The organism is Streptomyces sp. NPDC005266 (genome assembly GCF_040607655.1).
Taxonomy (GTDB): domain Bacteria; phylum Actinomycetota; class Actinomycetes; order Streptomycetales; family Streptomycetaceae; genus Streptomyces.
The window spans coordinates 189,426-204,717 of record NZ_JBEXHC010000007.1 but is presented as its reverse complement, the minus strand read 5'-3'; the positions used below and the strand labels follow the sequence as shown (position 1 = coordinate 204,717).

Genomic DNA, 15,292 nt, shown 5'->3' with positions numbered 1-15,292 from the left:
CCGGGGGGCGGTCACGCCGCCCCCCGGCTCGACGGCCGTCGGCCCCCCAAGCCCGACGGCCGTCAGTCCGCGGGGTTGTAGCGCTCCAGCGTCTTCGCCACGTTGACAAACCCCTTGCTCACCGGCACCAGTTGCCCGTTGCGCACCACCTGGTAGGTGACGTCGGGGTTCACGATCCGCGAGTAGTTGGGCACGTTCAGCGCGTCGCCGTACCCCCAGCGCAGCGTCGGTGTCAGCCCGCCGGTGTCGACCGCCTGGCCGTGGTCCAGCGCGTTCCGCACGGTGCGGGCGCTGATGTCGTTGCCCTTCAGTGACGTGAGGACCGAGCGCAGCGCGGTGTAGGCGATCCAGGTCGTCTGGGTGCCGGGGTCGGCGGGGTCGATGCGGTTGTCGTCGAAGGCGTACTTCTTGATCACCTTGTTCATGGGGTCCCAGCGCGGATCGTCCGCGGCCGGGTACCAGCCGGTGGCGTACGTGCCCTCCAGGGGGCTGCTGCTGCCGCCCGTGCTGTCGACGAGGGACTGCCGGACGCTGCCGAGTACGGAGGCGATACGTACCTTCGGATGGTCCTCCTGCACCCGGCGGAAGGAGTCGAAGAAGGTGCCCGTGCGATTGCCGAGGGCCGCGGTGACACAGGAGTTCTTCAGCTCCGCGCCCGACGCGAGGGTGCCGAGGGCGCCGTCGGCGCCGACGCCGCCCAGGGCGTTGCGGGCCTGGTCGCTGTACTCGCCCGCGTCCTCGGGCGCGCGGACGTCATGGGCGCTCCCGCGCTTGCCCGCCCGCAGGCCGGTGTCGAGGAGCTCGGGCAGCTCGTCGCCCGCGATGGTGTCGGGGCGTACCAGGGAGACGCGGTCGCAGACGGACGCCAACTGGCGTCCGTTGCCCACGAGCAGCGCGGCCTGGCCGCCGTTGACGGGGTAGGAGTACGGGCTGTTGAACTCCTCCTGGGTCAGCCCGTAGCCGCCGATGTACGGGATGCCCGCGACCTCCAGCGGGGAGATGAACGAGCGCCCGTGCTGGCTGTACGAGCCGACGACCGCGACCGCCTTCTCCTCCTTGGCCTGCTGGGCACAGCGGGCGGCCTGGATCGCGTCGTTGCGCTCATTACAGGTGATGATCTTCAACGGGCGGCCGTTGATACCACCGGAGTCATTGACCCACCGGGCGTATGCCTTCGCCATCGCGGGCATACCTGGCATATTGGTCGCCTTGGTGCCCTCGGGGGCCCACGTCATTACGGTAATGGGGTCGCTCTCGTCCGCCTGGGCCAGTCCCGGCACCGCGCCGCAGCCGGTCAGCACCGACGCGCCGATCACCGTGCACAGGGCCGCGACCGCGGCTTGGAAAGGGCGCGAGGAGGGGCGTCGCCGTCCGGTCATGACCCTGAATCCTGGCTTCGCGGGCGGAACGCCACCGTTATGGCAACCCAATGAATGGTGACGAGAGAGTGAACAGCGGGGGGCGTCTCGTCCGCGCTTGTGAAGAACGTACGATCGAGCACTGTGCAAGGTTCGGAGAAGTCTTCCCGTCGAGGCCGTCGCTCGACCACCATGGACGGTATGCCTGTCAATGACATGCCGTGGTGGCGCTGGCGCAGCAACGTGCGCTCGGCGCTGCACATGCTCGCCGACCCGGTCTTCCAGCAGGAGTGCTGGCTGGCCGGCCAGGATGGATACGGAGACGTCACGGATGCCGTCTACCGGCTGGTCGAGGACACCTGGCTGGACAACTGGTCCGCCGAGAAGTACGTCGGCACGATCTTCCGGGACTCACAGGAGGCGGCGCTCGTCGACGTCGCCGTCCTGCGGGTGCTGAGGATCATGCACCAGGTGGGCGCCGACGCCCCCGTCTCGGCCTACCTCGAACACCATGGCTGGCCCGAGGCCGTACGGGCGGCCCGCGAGGCCCATGTGCGGCTCGCCACGAACGACGGCGAGGACCCGGACGCTCCGCCGCGGACCCTGGAGGTGCTGGCGATCATGACGCGGGCGGTCTAGGGAAACCCCCTGTCCTCGGCCGCGGGGGGTCCGGGAAGGTCCGGGGATCTTCCCGGGTGTGCGACGCTATACAGTCATGAGCGAGTCGCATTCCGTCCCCGACCAGTACATCCTCACGCTGTCCTGCCCGGACAAGCAGGGAATCGTGCACGCCGTGTCGAGCTACCTCTTCATGACAGGCTGCAACATCGAGGACAGCCAGCAGTTCGGGGACCGTGACACCGGGCTCTTCTTCATGCGCGTCCACTTCCGCGCGGTTTCGCCGGTGCGGGTGGAGGATCTGCGGGCCAGCTTCGCGGCGGTCGGCGAGTCCTTCCGGATGGACTGGGAGATGCATCGCGCGGACGAGAAGATGCGCATCGTGCTCATGGTGAGCAAGTTCGGGCACTGCCTGAACGACCTGCTCTTCCGCTCGCGGATCGGGGCGCTGCCGGTGGAGATCGCGGCGGTGGTCTCCAACCACACCGACTTCGAGGAGCTGGTGGGCTCGTACGGAGTTCCGTTCCGCCACATCCCCGTGACGAAGGACACCAAGCCGCAGGCCGAGGCCGAACTGCTGGAGCTGGTGCGCGCGGAGAACGTCGAGCTGGTGGTGCTCGCCCGCTATATGCAGGTGCTCTCGGACGACCTGTGCAAGCGGCTGTCGGGCCGGATCATCAACATCCACCACAGCTTCCTGCCGAGCTTCAAGGGAGCCAAGCCGTACCACCAGGCGCATGCGCGCGGCGTCAAGCTGATCGGTGCCACGGCCCACTATGTGACCGCCGACCTGGACGAGGGCCCGATCATCGAGCAGGAGGTCGAGCGCGTCGGTCATGAACTGACCCCGGAGCAGTTGGTGGCGGTGGGCCGCGACGTCGAATGCCAGGCGCTGGCGCGTGCCGTGAAGTGGCACAGCGAGCGGCGTGTGCTGCTCAACGGCCACCGGACCGTCGTCTTCGACTGAGGCCGGGGGCGCTGCCTACGGCCGGGAGAGGCTGGGGACGCTGCCTACGCCCACTGAGGCCGGGGACGCTGCCTACAGCCGGGAGAGGGACGCGGTCGCGAACAGGACGTCCCTGATCGCCTCCGTGTCACCGCACTGGCCCGCCGCCGCCTCGTGCGGCGCCACATGCCCCGCCGCCAACTGGTAGAACGCCTCCCGGTCCAGCGTGATCTGCGCCACCGCCTGCTCCGGCGAGGCCACCGCCGCCGGTGAGTCCAGCGGGATGTACCAGTCGCCGCCGCCCGTGCCCTCGACCTCCAGATGGAGCGTACGGCCCGGCGAGCCCGCCGCGACCAGCCGGCGGGGCGGGGCCGCGAGCCCGGCGCGCCGCCGCTCGGCCAGCGTGTCCGGGAGCAGCCGGGCGCACAGGTCGATCATGGCCCTGAGATGGGCGGAGGCCGGGGGCTCATACGGGTAGTCGATGGCGTCCGCGATGTCCCCGGCGTGCACCCAGCACTCGAAGGCGCGGTCCAGGAACGAGTCGCGGATGGGCAGTGCGAAATCGCCGTACGGCACATCGAGGTCCGAGACCCCGCGCCCGGCGAACGACACCGTACGGACGAGTGCGTGGCCCTGTTCGCGCCACAACTCTCGTATGCCCCCCGTCGGCCCGGCCCCGTACGTCGCGGTGGGCTCGGCCCGCCAGAACGCCTCCGTACGCTCCACCGGCGTGCCGGGCGTGCCGGGCGCGCCGTCGCCGAGCGGGTCGGGCGTGCCGTCGCCGAGCGGGTCGGGGAGGCCGAGGGAGGCGGCGACGAGGCCGTCGACGACCATCAGGTGCCCGATCACCCCGGCGACGGTCGTGTCCCGCCCGGTCAGCCGCTCCCCGTCGAACCATGTGAGCCGCACGGGCGCCCGCCACTCGGCCTCGCCCATGTCGCGCAGCAGCGCGTCCAGCCGGGCGGCCTCCGCGTCGTACGCACCGGCCCAGCCGGGCACGGGGATCCGGGCCGGGCGGCGGCCCAGACAGCCCGAGAGGACCCGGGAGCGGAGCAGGGGGTCGAGGTCGAGGTTGTGCTCGGTGTGCAGCAGCCCGACGGCCTCGCGCAGCCGCAGCGCCTCCTCGGCGCAGGAGTTGCAGTGGTTGAGATGCGCCTCGATGGCCGTGGTCTCCTCCGGTGAGCAGGCGGCCAACGCCCATGCGCCGAGCAGCGACTTGAGGAGGTCATGGGAGGGCGGCCGGGGCGGGGCAGCCGGAGCCGGGGCGACCGGCTCGAATTCGGGCTCCGGGCCCGGCGCCGGATCACGCTGCTGCACCGGCTCGGCCTCGGCCTCCGTGGGCGGCCGAGGGGCCGGAATTCCGCCGTCCAGGGCGCCCGGCCAGTGGCCGCTGTCCTCGGCGGCCGGCCGCGGCGGGGGTATACGGGGTGGCCCGGCGGGGTGGGGTGGGGTGCCCGGTGCGCTGCCCCGGCCGGGCCCGTCTCTCCCGTCCCCGGATCCGGACGCGGAACCCGGCCCGGAACCGGATCCCGAACCCGGCCCGGACGCCGAACTCGACCCGGATCCCGAACCCGGCCCGGCCTCCGGACGCGACCCGTATCCCGAACCCGGCCTGGACCCCGGACGCGGTCCGGACGCCGAACTCGACCCGGGCCCCGAACTCGACCCGGACCCGGGCGCCGAACTCGACCCGGATCCCGAACCCGGCCCGGACGCCGAACTCGACCGGGATCCCGAACCCGGCCCGGGCTCCGGACGCGACCCGGATCCCGAACCCGGCCTGGACCCCGAACCCGGCCTGGACCCAGAACCCGGCCTGGACCCCGAACCCGGCCCGGGCTCCGAACTCGACCCGGATCCCGAACCCGGCCTGGACCCCGGACGCGGTCCGGACGCCGAACTCGGCCCGGAACCGGGCCCCGAACCCGGCCCGGAACCGGGCCCCGAACCCGGCCCGGAACCGGGCCCCGAACCCGGCCCGGACCCCGGACGCGGCCCAGGCCCCGGACGCGGCCCGGATCCCGAACCCGACCCGGACCCCGGACGCGACCCGGACCCCTCGTCGGGCTCGCCGAAGGCGTCGTCGTCATAGGGCTCCGCGCCGCCCGGCCCGCTCACAGCGCCCGTCCGTAGCCGGGAGGCGAGACCGCGTGGGGCGGCTGGACATGGGCCGTGGAGAGCAGCTGGAGACCGAGCCGGAGGCGGCGCCTGGCCTCGTCATCGGTGACCCCGAGGGCGGCCGCGGCCTGGCGGTAGTCGCGGCGGTCGAAGTAGGCGAGCTCCAGGGCGGCGCGCAGCGGGGCGGGCATGGAGGTGACGATGTAGTCGGCGCGGGCGGCCACCGACGCCTCGCGGATTCGCTCCTCGATGTCCTCGGTGGTGAGCCCGTGCTCACCGGCCGAGGCGGCCGCGCGGCGGAGCCGGTGCACCGCCTGGCGGTGGGTGAGCATGGCCATCCATGCGCGTAGCGAACCCTGCTTGGGGTCGTATGCGTCCGGGTTCTCCCAGACGTAGCCGAAGACCTCACGGGTGACGCGGTCGGCCGCCGACTCGTCCTCCAGGACACGGTGCGCCAGATTGTGGACAAGCGAGGCAAATCGGTCATACAGCTCGCCGAGCGCGGCCGCCTCGCCGCGTGCCAGGCGCTGCTGCATCCTGCGGTCCCAGCGGGGCGGTGCGTCGTTCGCCATGCGGCCCCCATCCCTGAGTCGTCGTCCGGCCGGGTCTCCAGGCGCTATACCTTCATATCGAATGTAGTGCCGGGGGCTGACGCAACACGCGTGCATGCGGCAAAGTGCGCCACGACCAGGACGCACATGGTATTGACCCGGCCACTTTGCGTAGGAGGGGCAAGACGAAACGCTTCGGCACGGCATAGGGTCGTCACTCTAGGCGTATGCCGGGGGGAGTTTCATGCGTCAGTGGGCGGGCAGCCGCCCCTGGAAGAGCCAATTCCGGTTAGCGGCGAGCGAAGGGCTTCGAGCGCGTGACGTTGAAGGTGATCGAGGACCGGCGGGAGGAGTGGGTCGTTCTCCAGGTCGCCGGCGAGATGGACCTGGTGACCTCGCCCGCGGTCCGGCAGCACGTCCACGACGCGGTCGCCGACGGCCGCCACTGGCTGGTGCTGGACCTTGCGGAGGTCCGCTTCTGTGACTCCAGCGGGGTCGGTGTGCTGATCGCGGCGCGCCGTCTGATGCGATCGTGTTCCGGCCGCCTGAGACTGATCCTGCCGCCGCAGGGTGCCGCGCACGGCTCCCATGTCCATAGGGTGCTGGCGGCGCTGGGCGTACGGCGGCTGTTCGACGTCTATCCGGACCTCGGAGCCGCCACCCAGCCGGATCAGGACGACGAGGACGCGGTCGACTCCCTCTCGGCCTGAGGCATACCGGCCTTTTCACGTGGACGTTTCCGACTCCGCGCGTTCACGCTCCTGGCCGTAGGCGGCGCGGCGGACCGCGTCGTCGCTCTCGAATTCGGAGCCGAGGGCTCCGCCCACGATGGCCGCCGAGCTCGCCAGCCATCCCAGGCGCTCGTATGCGCCCACGCCGACCGATGAACAGCCAGATGCCCGATCAGCCGCCCAGAACGCCCGGGGAATTGAGGGCCCCGACATCGTCGCGCACGGCGGCGGTCAGCGGATCACGGACGGCCTGCAGGCTCCATGTGACGTTCCGGTCCACGTGCTCGGCGAGCAGCCGGGCAGCTCATCGGCTGGCTCCTCCGCCGGCTCCTCCGCCGGCTCATCGGCCGGCTCCTCCGCGGGCTCATCGGCTGGCTCCTCCGCGGGCTCATCGGCCGGCTCCTCCGCCGGCTCATCGGCTGGCTCCTCCGCGGGCTCATCGGCTGGCTCATCGGCCGGTTCCTCCGCCGGCTCATCGGCCGACTCCTCCGCCGGCTCCTCCGGGGTGTCCGGGGCGGCGACGATGCCCACCACAACCTCCGGCCGCCCGCTGTCGGCGTCGGCAGGAGGTCGTGAGCAGCAGGTGCCGGCTCGGGCCGGGCGGTGGTGGCCCGGCTCGCGCCGAATCACGGTGACGGCACACCTTTCGGGGAGCGCGTCGACACTCGCGCCCGGTCACCTCTGCGGTGGCGCGCCGGACACCCCCTCAGCCCGGGGCTCCGGTACCCGGGGCGACCTCGGGAAGTCCGCCCGCACGACGAAGCCGCCCTCGTCCGTCGGGCCTGCCTCCAGGGTGCCGCCCAGCAGTTGGGCCCGCTCCCGCAACCCGATCAGGCCGTGGCCGCCGCCCGGCAGCCCGGGGGCCACGGCGGAGGCGTCGGGCGGCCCGTTGCGGACCTCGACCCGCAGTCCGCGCGCCTCCTCGGCCTCCTCGGTCCCGTCCGGCTGCGCATCGCTGACCCGCACCGTCACCCGTGCCCCCGGCGCATGTTTACGGACGTTCGTCAGCGCCTCCTGGACGATGCGGAAGGCGGCCCGCTCGACCGCCTCCGGGCGCCCCGTCCGGGCCTCCGCCCCGCCCGCCTCGTACGCGACGTCCAGCGCGCTCAGTTCGATCAGGCGGTGCAGATCCGCCAGCCGGGGCTGTGGGGTGAGCTCCTCGTGGTCGCCGCCGGCCGCGCGCAGGATGCCGACCATATGGCGGAGCTCGTCCAGCGTCCGTACCGACAGCTCACGGATCGTCCGCGCACCCTCCCTCGCTTTCGGGTCCTCGGCACTGATCTGCACCGCCCCCGCCTGGAGGCTGATGAGGCTGACCTGATGGGCGACCACGTCGTGCATCTCCCGGGCGAGCCGGGCGCGCTCGGTGCTCAGCACCTGCGCGGCGATCAGCTCGTCCGCGTGACGGCGGCTGCGGGTCAGGTCCGCTATACGGGCGGCGAGTTCACCGCGCGTGCGCACCAGCAGGCCGAGCGCGATGGGGCCGACCGAGGTGACACAGGCGTCGATCAGCGTGAGGGTGTTCTCCCGGTACGCGGTCGGCTCGAAGTCGGAGACGGGCCACGGGACGAAGTGCGCGGCGGCCAGCAGCAGCGCCGAGATGCCCAGCAGCCGCCGGTCGGGGCGGCGTTCGGCGACCGTATAGAGGGCGATCATCGGCGCGAACCAGATGTACCCGATGAGGATCCCCGGCAAGGTGGTCAGAAAGACCAGCGCCGGAAAGCGCCGCCGCAGCAGCAGCGCGCCCGCGGCGACCAGCGAAACATTCAGCTCCAGGCCCAAGGTGACGCCATTGACGAGCAGCGCGTCGGCCACGGCGAGGGCGACGGGGACGAGCAGCCCGGCCCACCGCGGGAACCGGTGCCGCGGTGCGCGGGGCGAGGACGGCAGCGGGTCGAGGGTCGAACCTCGATCCGTACTACGCAGCGCACGCAGCGGCGAGACCGTACTACGCAGCGCACGCAGCGGCGAGACCGTCATAGGGCGCCGCCCGTCGGCGGCCGGCTCGCGATCAGCCCGGCGCGGTCGGCGACGATCGCCGCCTGGACGCGGTTGAGTCCGCCCAGCTTGCCGAGCACCGCCCGCACATGGTCCTTGACGGTGCTGGACGCCAGCCCCATCCGCTCGGCTATCCGCGGGTTGGCCAGCCCCTCGCCGAGCAGGGCGAGCACTTCCCGCTCGCGCGGGGTGAGCGCCTCGACCGCCTCGGCGGCCGTCGCCTCGGCCTCGGCGGCCAGATAGCCGCCGATCACGGCGCGGGTGACGCCCGGGTCCAGCACGCTGCCGCCCTCGGCGAGGGTCCGTACAGCCCGCACGAGCTGCTCCGGATCGGTGTCCTTGAGCAGAAACCCGGCCGCTCCCGCGCGCAGCGCGGCCGTGAGGTACTCCTGGGCGTCGAAGGTCGTCAGCATGGCGACGGCGGGCGCGCGCGGCGCGGCCCGCAACTGTCTCAGGACGGTCAGCCCGTCCGCGTCCGGCATCCGGATGTCGAGGAGCACGACATCGGCTCCGCTGCCGAGCACCGTGTTCACGGCTGTCCCTCCGGAACAGTCGGCGACCACCTCGATGTCCGGGGCGGTGCCCAGGATGAGCCGCAGGCCGGATCGTACGAGCGCCTCGTCGTCCACCACAGCAACACGGATCACCGGCCGCTCCCTCTGCTCAGCTGTCATGGCCATTGCCCCGACAGACTGCCGTATCGGCGCGGGAATATGGAGCGGTTGGCTCCGGCCTGTTGGGGGGATCACCCCCTCCGGTCGGCGGGGGTGACGGAAGACCAGCGGCGGATGCCCGCCCCGTCGCTCACCCGGCAGAGTGGGTCTCGTGCCGCACCACCCCGCGGGGACGTCCCGAACCCCAGCCCCGTCATCGTGCCGGAGGGCCTCCCGATGCGCTGTCGGCGGAACGGCAGCGGGGTGATGCCGCACGCAGGCCGCCGCGACCCCCACACGCGGCGGCCTGCGCACGCCCGCCTTTCGAAGGGCTCGGTCCTCCTCCGGGACGCCGAAGCCCCTGTCGACGGTCGACCGTGCTCGGCCCTTCGGCTTGCCCCCAGCCACCGCTGGGAGCTGCCCCCAGCCGGTCGGACGAAGCACCCGGAGGCTTGACGATGCGCCCAGTCCTTTGGCTCGACCCCAGCTACCGCTAAGAGGCGGCCGGACGGGGGGCCGCCGACGAGACGGGAGGGGCCGGGGGCGCCGGGGCGGGGGCCGTGGACGCTTACGTGTATGTGTGGCGCGCCGAACTCCGGCCCACCCCACGCTTCCGGCTTCCGGCGCCTAAATATGGGCGCCTGAATATATCGGCCCCGGCGCCCTGCCCCGGAGGCCCGCCCCCGGCACCCGGCAACGCACCCCGGCGCCCCCGCCACCGCCGCCTCATACCGGCGGTTCGGCCGGGGCCGGGCCCAGGGTGGTGGTGCCCGGGGCCGCGCGGTGGCCAAGGCCCGTGCGGTAGGCGTCCATGGCGGCCTCCAGCCGCCCCTCGCGCCGCAGCAGATCGCCCAGCAGCCGGCACAGGTCTGCCAGGTCTCCGGCCGCGCCCGTGCGTTCCAGCAGGGACAGGGCCGCGCAGTAGTGCTCCTCCGCCGACTCCGCGTCTCCGCGTTCGTCGGCGATCAGGCCGAGCAGCCGGTGGGCGCCGCCCGCGTGGACCGCGCCGCGCTCGGCGGTGAGGCCGGCGGCCTCCGGTTCGCCCGCCGGTTGGCCCGACGCCCAGGCGTCGGGCGAACCCGACGCCGGGGTCCGGGCCAGCAGCGGCAGCAACAGCGCCTCGGCCTCCGCCGTACGGCCGCGCCGCCGCAGCACATCCGCCAGCTCGACCTCCACCAGCACGGTGAACAGCGCCGCCCGCTTGGACGCCAGCATGTCGCGCGCGATGCGCAGCTCCCGTTCGGCGCGCTTCAGATTGCCGTCCTGCGCGTGAACGTAGCCGCGCATCCAGTGGCAGTGCGCCAGGTCGGTGTGGATCCGCAGCTGTTCGTACAGCTCCTGGGCCTTGGCCAGGGAGGCGTCGGCCTCGGCGGTGCGGCCCTCGGCGATCAGGGTGCGGGCGACGCCGCGGTGCATGCGGGCGACGAGCCCCGGGTCGTCGACGCTCGGCGCCAGCGCGAGGGCGAGTTCGGCGGCGCGGACGGCGCGGGCGTGGGCGCCCATGTCCATATAGGGGGCGATGACGGCTGTATAGAGCAGCAGGAGGGCGCTCGGGTCGTGCAGGCCGGAGGCGTTGAGCTCATCGATGGCGCTCTCCAGCAGATAGCAGGAGTAGCGCAGTTCGCCCGCGAGCAGATGGGCGATGGCGCGCCCGCGGATCGCCGGGACCCGGCGGGGCAGGGGTTCGTCGGCGAGGAGCGCTTCGGCGGCCTCGAAGTGGCCGCGTGCGGCGGTCAGTTCGCCGCTCTCCAGCGCGCAGTCGCCGAGCCCGAGCAGGGCGGCCGCCCGCTCCTCGGCGAACCCGAGCCGGTCGGCCTCGGCGTGCAGCTCGCGGAAGCGCTCGGCCGCGTCCTCGCCCGCGCCGGTGGCCAGCGCCCGTCGGGCGTCGGTGAGACCGGCCCGCAGCCTGGTGGCGTCGCGCGGCGAGCGGCCGGTGGTCAGCTCCTCATAGGTGACGCCCAGGCGCCCGGCGAGATGGCGCAGGGCGGCCTCGGAGGGGCGCACCTTTCCGGATTCCAGGGTGGAGACGTATGCGGCCGTGTAGGCGGGCTCGGCCAGCTGCCGCTGGGTGAAGCCGCGCTCAGTACGCAGCCGCAGCACCCGGCGGCCGATTTTAGTGATCCCGTCCGTACCCGTCCCCGCCCCCGCCCCGGCGGCTCCCGCCGCACCGCGCCCGTCTCCGGAGCTCTTCTCGGCCACCGTGCCCTCTTCTCCCCGGCTGTAGCTTGATCGCCGAGCCAAGTCCATTTACGTGAGGATCGAAGGATGCACCAGGCGAGGGAAACGGCACCGGCCGGACCGGACGTCGGACGACCGTCCGCGGCTGGACTGCTCCTCACCGACCACCACTTCGACGTACCGCTTGACCATAAGGCTCCCGAGGGGGAGCTGATCCGGCATTACGCACGAGAGGCCGTCGCGCGACGAGGCCCCATGAGGGCCCCTTGACGGGGCGGCGGCCCATGCGGTTGCCCGTGCCGGATTTCTTTAGCGTCTTCTCTAGTTCGCATTGCCCGCGCCTCCCCGCAGCCCTTAGGTTGAGCGGCGAATTAATCCCGCTTAATTGGCCGCTTACGAGGAAGACGTGGGAGCCCCCGTGCGCAGACACATACGCCGACGCGTCTCCCTCCGCACCGCGGCCGTCGCCGGAGGTATCGCGTTGGCGGCGGCCGCCGCCACGACCGCGAGCGCCACCGTGACCCCGTCGTCGTCCCGTACGGCCGCCGCCACCGCCCAGAGCGCACCCCGCACCCATGACGTGGAGTACTTCACGGGCCCCGGCTCTCATCCCCGTCATCTCGAGGTCCCGGCCGCCACCCCGAAGCGGCTGCTGAGCGCCGACCACTCGCACTCGCTGTCCGCCGGCGAGGCCGCCGCCGACGGCGATGTCGGCTCCCTCGTCAAGAACGGCCCCACGGCCGACAAGCTCGATGTCGTCTTCATCGGCGACGGCTATACCTCCGGCCGGCAGGCGGACTTCCACGCCGACGCGCGCTCCAAGTGGGATCAGATGTCCGCCGTCGAGCCGTACGCCTCGTACAAGGACCTCTTCAACGTCTGGACCGTGGACGCCGTCTCGAACCAGTCCGGGGTCTCCGGCGACCCGTCCAAGGACGTCGTCAAGGACACCGCCCTCGACTCGTACTTCTGGTGCGACGGCCTGGAGCGGCTGCTGTGCCTCGACACCGGCAGGGTCGAGTCGTACGCCGCCAAGGCGCCGCAGGCCGATCTCGTGGTCGTCCTGGCCAACTCCAGCAAGTACGGCGGCGCGGGCTACACCGTCACCTCGCAGGTCGGCTACGACGGTATCGCCACCGCCTCCTCCGACCACCCCGACTCCGACCAGATCGCGGTCCATGAGACCGGCCACTCGCTCGGCAAGCTCGCGGACGAGTACTTCTACCCGGAGTACGGCACCTACACCGGCGCCGAGCCCGAGGAGTCCAACGCGACCAAGCTGACGGCGGCGCAGCTGACCGCGCAGAAGAAGAAGTGGTACCGCTGGATCGGCCAGACGTCGCCGGACGGCGGCACGGTCGGCGCCTATGAGGGCGGCCGCTACTACCCCAAGGGCATCAACCGCCCCACCGACAACTCGATCATGCGCACCCTCGGCCGCGAGTTCAGCCTGCCCGGCCGGGAGGCCATGATCGCGGGCTTCTACCGCCACGCGCACGTGCTCAGCAGCGGGACGGCCGCGGGCGCGGCCGTGAAGCGGACGGCGAGCGTCGAGGTAAGCGTCCCGAAGACCGCGTCGCTGAAGTGGTACGTGGACGGGGCCGAGGTCAGCGCCGCGCGAGGCAGGACCAGCGTCACCCCGGCGTCCCTGGGCGTCCCCTCCGACGGAGCCGCCCACACCGTCACCGCCAAGGCGACGGACGGCACGGGTGCGGTGAAGGACCCGGCGTTGCGCAAGCAGTTGGCCGACGCCCGCACCTGGAAGATCACCGGCTAGCCACCGGCCCACCGGCGCCATCGTCCGCGCCGACCCCCAGCCGCCGCCTCGTGGACCCCCGCCACGGGGCGGCCTCCCTTTTTTGGGGCTCGGTTCTCTCCCAGCTACCGCTGGGAGGTGCCCCTTCGCGGCACGGGCGGCAGGGACTGGCCGGGCAGCGGCGGGACCGGGAATCCGCCGGCCATCGGGGCGGAGGCGGGCTCGGGCCCCGCCTCCGCCCCGGTCTCGGCCTTCGCCGCCTCGCGGTCGCGGAAGATGTCCACCACGAAGGACAGCAGCAGCAGCGCGATGACCGCGCCGCCGGGGCGCTCCGAACTATGGGCACTCCGTATCCATGGGAACCCTGGGCGATGCGGGGCGGCCGCGGTCCGCCCCTTCAACATCGGCAGGCTCTACGTTCCCGTACGCCGCTCCCGAACTCAATCGCCCGCCGGGGCGGGCGGCCGGTCCTCCGTTCCCGTGGTGCGTCGATCATCCGACAACGCGCCGGGGGCGCAACGGCTTTGTCACGGGCGGTCTCAGCAATCGGAGGCGAGTGGCGGACGACACCGCCGGGCAGGTAATGATGGGCTCATGACGAACGACGGGGGACGGGCGAACGAGCCCACCAGCTATGGGCTGCGGCCGCCGCACGCGCCGGCCGCCGCCCCGGTACCGGCTCCCACTCCGGCGCCGCCGCCTCAGGCACGGCAGGCACCGCCGCCTCAGGCACGGCACAGCGGATACGAGCCGACGCAGTACGCGCACGATCCAAGGAGCGGCCACACCCCGCATCCGCCCCAGCCGCCGGAGGCCCCGCGGGGCACGGCGCCCGATGCCGGGCGGCTGGTCGGTGGCCGTTACCGCCTCGTGGCCCGGCTCGGGCATGGCGGTATGGGCACCGTATGGCGGGCGCACGACCAGGTCGTCGACCGTGAGGTGGCGGTCAAGGAGCCGCGTGTTCCCGACAATCTGCCCGAGCGCGAGCGGCAGACCGTCTATCAGCGGATGGAGCGCGAGGCGCGCGCCGCGGCGCGGATCGACCACCCTTCTGTCGTCACCGTCCATGACGTGGTGGTCGAGGACGGCCGCCCGTGGATCGTGATGGAGCTGGTCCATGGCCAGTCGCTGGGTGACCGGCTGGGGGAGGGCACGCTGGATCCGCGCGAGGCGGCGCGGATCGGCCTCGCGGTGCTCGGCGCGCTGTCGGCCGCCCATGAGGCGGGTGTGCTGCACCGCGACGTCAAGCCGGACAATGTACTGCTGGGCCGGAATGACCGGGTGGTGCTCACCGACTTCGGCATCGCGCAGATCGAGGGCGAGCAGGGGCTCACCGAGACCGGTGGTTTCGTCGGCTCGCCGGAGTTCATCGCGCCCGAACGGGTGCTGGGGCAGCGGCCCGGGCCCGCGTCGGACCTGTGGTCGCTGGGCGTCGTGCTGTACGCGGCGGTCGAGGGCGTGTCCCCGTTCCGCCGCAGTCACACCCCCGCGACCCTCCAGGCGGTGCTCTCGGCCGAGCCGCAGACGCCGGCGCGTGGGGCGGGTGCGCTCGGCTCGCTGATCATGCAGCTGCTGCGCAAGGACGCGGCGGCGCGTCCGGCGGCGGCCGAGGTACGGCGGGCGCTGGAGCCGGTGGCCACGCCGCCGCGGGCGGCGCCGACGATGCTCTCGACGCGCCCGTACGGCCGGGGCGAGCCCGGGAATCGCTTCGTGCCGCCCATCCTGCACAAGAACCGCAAGGCCCAGGTCGGCCTCGCCGCCGTGGTGTTGGTGGTGGCCGCGGCGCTGGTGCTGGTGCTCATGAAGCCGTTCGCGAGCGAGGCCGCGCTGCCGTCCGGCTGGACGGTCCGCGAGGAGCGCGATGTGGTCGGCGCGTCCCTGGCCGTGCCCGAGGACTACAAGCGGGTGCAGGAGGACGACGACCCGGGCAACCCGGTCGTCACGTTCTACGACCCCAGCGGCGTCTACACCATCTCCCTCGTCGCGTCGACGTCCGACGGGGAGAGGACGATCACCGACGCCAAAGGGGTGGCCGGGCAGGTCGCCGAGTTCTACAAGAGCGGCGCCCTGTCGACGATGGACGAGGCCGACAGCTCACCGGCCAAGGAGGGTGAGCAGCAGGGGCTGGAGGCCAGGGATCTTGAGACCACGTTCTTCGAGTACGGCTCCAGCAGCGACAAGAATCGTGTCCGTTATGTGAACCGGGACCACATCGCCGTCAGCGACAAGAAGATCGCCTGGCAGCTGACGGTGACCGGGCCCGCCGAGGGCGATGCGCGCGAGATCGGCGACAAGCTCTACGCCGACGTCGTGAAGAACTTCAAGGTCAATAAGGGCTTCACCATCGCGGTGGACTGAATCACCCCGGATCGCATCGATCCGCCC

The 15,292-nt window shown here is 72.4% G+C and carries 13 protein-coding genes and 2 pseudogenes; 7 read left to right on the top strand and 8 right to left on the bottom strand.

The window, feature by feature from the left end:
• Positions 1 to 62: 62 nt before the first annotated feature.
• Positions 63 to 1,379, bottom strand: coding sequence for an ABC transporter substrate-binding protein (locus ABZU99_RS16555; RefSeq protein WP_356045814.1), 1,317 nt, complete (start codon positions 1,377 to 1,379; stop codon positions 63 to 65).
• A gap of 180 nt (positions 1,380 to 1,559) precedes the next feature.
• Here ABZU99_RS16555 and ABZU99_RS16550 point away from each other — a divergent pair, with 180 nt between their 5' ends.
• Both ABZU99_RS16550 and purU read left to right on the top strand, forming a co-directional pair.
• Entirely contained in the window at positions 1,560 to 1,997 is a 438-nt protein-coding gene (locus ABZU99_RS16550; protein ID WP_355950138.1) for a hypothetical protein, read from the top strand.
• A gap of 76 nt (positions 1,998 to 2,073) precedes the next feature.
• Complete coding sequence (gene purU / locus ABZU99_RS16545; RefSeq protein ID WP_355950140.1) at positions 2,074 to 2,943, top strand: formyltetrahydrofolate deformylase; 870 nt, start codon at positions 2,074 to 2,076, stop codon at positions 2,941 to 2,943.
• A gap of 72 nt (positions 2,944 to 3,015) precedes the next feature.
• On the opposite strand, the gene ABZU99_RS16540 is transcribed toward purU, so the two are convergent.
• On the bottom strand, positions 3,016 to 4,344 hold the full coding sequence (locus ABZU99_RS16540; protein WP_356045862.1) for a zf-HC2 domain-containing protein: 1,329 nt from the start codon (positions 4,342 to 4,344) through the stop codon (positions 3,016 to 3,018).
• 28 nt (positions 4,345 to 4,372) lie between these two features.
• Between ABZU99_RS16540 and ABZU99_RS16535 the strand changes: the two genes are divergently transcribed.
• A complete protein-coding gene (locus tag ABZU99_RS16535; RefSeq protein ID WP_356045868.1) occupies positions 4,373 to 5,014 on the top strand; it encodes a hypothetical protein in 642 nt (213 codons plus the stop codon).
• A 22-nt stretch (positions 5,015 to 5,036) separates the two neighbouring features.
• Here the strand turns inward: ABZU99_RS16535 and ABZU99_RS16530 are convergent, their stop codons facing one another.
• Entirely contained in the window at positions 5,037 to 5,612 is a 576-nt protein-coding gene (locus ABZU99_RS16530; protein ID WP_356045816.1) for a sigma-70 family RNA polymerase sigma factor, read from the bottom strand.
• 296 nt (positions 5,613 to 5,908) lie between these two features.
• Here ABZU99_RS16530 and ABZU99_RS16525 point away from each other — a divergent pair, with 296 nt between their 5' ends.
• Positions 5,909 to 6,301 carry an STAS domain-containing protein gene (locus tag ABZU99_RS16525; RefSeq protein ID WP_355950146.1) on the top strand — a complete coding sequence of 131 codons (393 nt, stop codon included), beginning with the start codon at positions 5,909 to 5,911 and terminating at the stop codon, positions 6,299 to 6,301.
• Between the two features lie 15 nt (positions 6,302 to 6,316).
• Here the strand turns inward: ABZU99_RS16525 and ABZU99_RS16520 are convergent, their stop codons facing one another.
• The 4 genes from ABZU99_RS16520 to ABZU99_RS16505 all read right to left on the bottom strand — a co-directional run bounded on the left by ABZU99_RS16520 (position 6,317) and on the right by ABZU99_RS16505 (position 11,172).
• Entirely contained in the window at positions 6,317 to 6,466 is a 150-nt protein-coding gene (locus tag ABZU99_RS16520) for a hypothetical protein (RefSeq protein ID WP_356045818.1), read from the bottom strand.
• A gap of 531 nt (positions 6,467 to 6,997) precedes the next feature.
• Positions 6,998 to 8,302 (bottom strand): histidine kinase, encoded by a 1,305-nt coding sequence (locus ABZU99_RS16515; protein ID WP_355950152.1) that lies wholly within the window; start codon positions 8,300 to 8,302, stop codon positions 6,998 to 7,000.
• On the bottom strand, positions 8,299 to 8,967 hold the full coding sequence (locus tag ABZU99_RS16510) for a response regulator transcription factor (RefSeq protein ID WP_355950155.1): 669 nt from the start codon (positions 8,965 to 8,967) through the stop codon (positions 8,299 to 8,301). Before ABZU99_RS16510 ends, ABZU99_RS16515 begins: the two co-directional genes overlap by 4 nt.
• A 732-nt stretch (positions 8,968 to 9,699) precedes the next feature.
• Positions 9,700 to 11,172, bottom strand: a complete 1,473-nt coding sequence (locus tag ABZU99_RS16505; protein WP_356227861.1) for a helix-turn-helix domain-containing protein — start codon at positions 11,170 to 11,172, stop codon at positions 9,700 to 9,702.
• A 66-nt stretch (positions 11,173 to 11,238) separates the two neighbouring features.
• On the opposite strand from ABZU99_RS16505, the pseudogene ABZU99_RS16500 reads away from it, so the two are divergent.
• Together ABZU99_RS16500 and ABZU99_RS16495 are read left to right on the top strand one after the other, a co-directional pair.
• Positions 11,239 to 11,394, top strand: a pseudogene (locus ABZU99_RS16500) (alpha/beta hydrolase); the annotation flags it as partial.
• A gap of 175 nt (positions 11,395 to 11,569) precedes the next feature.
• Entirely contained in the window at positions 11,570 to 12,928 is a 1,359-nt protein-coding gene (locus ABZU99_RS16495; RefSeq protein WP_355950158.1) for a M64 family metallopeptidase, read from the top strand.
• Positions 12,929 to 13,050: 122 nt separating this feature from the next.
• Here the strand turns inward: ABZU99_RS16495 and ABZU99_RS16490 are convergent.
• Positions 13,051 to 13,230 (bottom strand): annotated as a pseudogene (locus ABZU99_RS16490) (NADH-quinone oxidoreductase subunit H); the annotation flags it as partial.
• A gap of 271 nt (positions 13,231 to 13,501) precedes the next feature.
• On the opposite strand from ABZU99_RS16490, the gene ABZU99_RS16485 reads away from it, so the two are divergent.
• On the top strand, positions 13,502 to 15,265 hold the full coding sequence (locus tag ABZU99_RS16485) for a serine/threonine-protein kinase (protein ID WP_355950161.1): 1,764 nt from the start codon (positions 13,502 to 13,504) through the stop codon (positions 15,263 to 15,265).
• Positions 15,266 to 15,292: the final 27 nt, after the last annotated feature.

What these genes read in the sequence shown, in the direction of transcription:
- ABZU99_RS16515 (WP_355950152.1), bottom strand. Translation starts at nt 8,302, where the DNA reads ATGACGGTCTCGCCGCTGCGTGCGCTGCGTAGTACGGTCTCGCCGCTG.
- purU (WP_355950140.1), top strand. Translation starts at nt 2,074, where the DNA reads ATGAGCGAGTCGCATTCCGTCCCCGACCAGTACATCCTCACGCTGTCC.
- ABZU99_RS16550 (WP_355950138.1), top strand. Translation starts at nt 1,560, where the DNA reads ATGCCTGTCAATGACATGCCGTGGTGGCGCTGGCGCAGCAACGTGCGC.
- ABZU99_RS16555 (WP_356045814.1), bottom strand. Translation starts at nt 1,379, where the DNA reads ATGACCGGACGGCGACGCCCCTCCTCGCGCCCTTTCCAAGCCGCGGTC.
- ABZU99_RS16485 (WP_355950161.1), top strand. Translation starts at nt 13,502, where the DNA reads ATGACGAACGACGGGGGACGGGCGAACGAGCCCACCAGCTATGGGCTG.
- ABZU99_RS16530 (WP_356045816.1), bottom strand. Translation starts at nt 5,612, where the DNA reads ATGGCGAACGACGCACCGCCCCGCTGGGACCGCAGGATGCAGCAGCGC.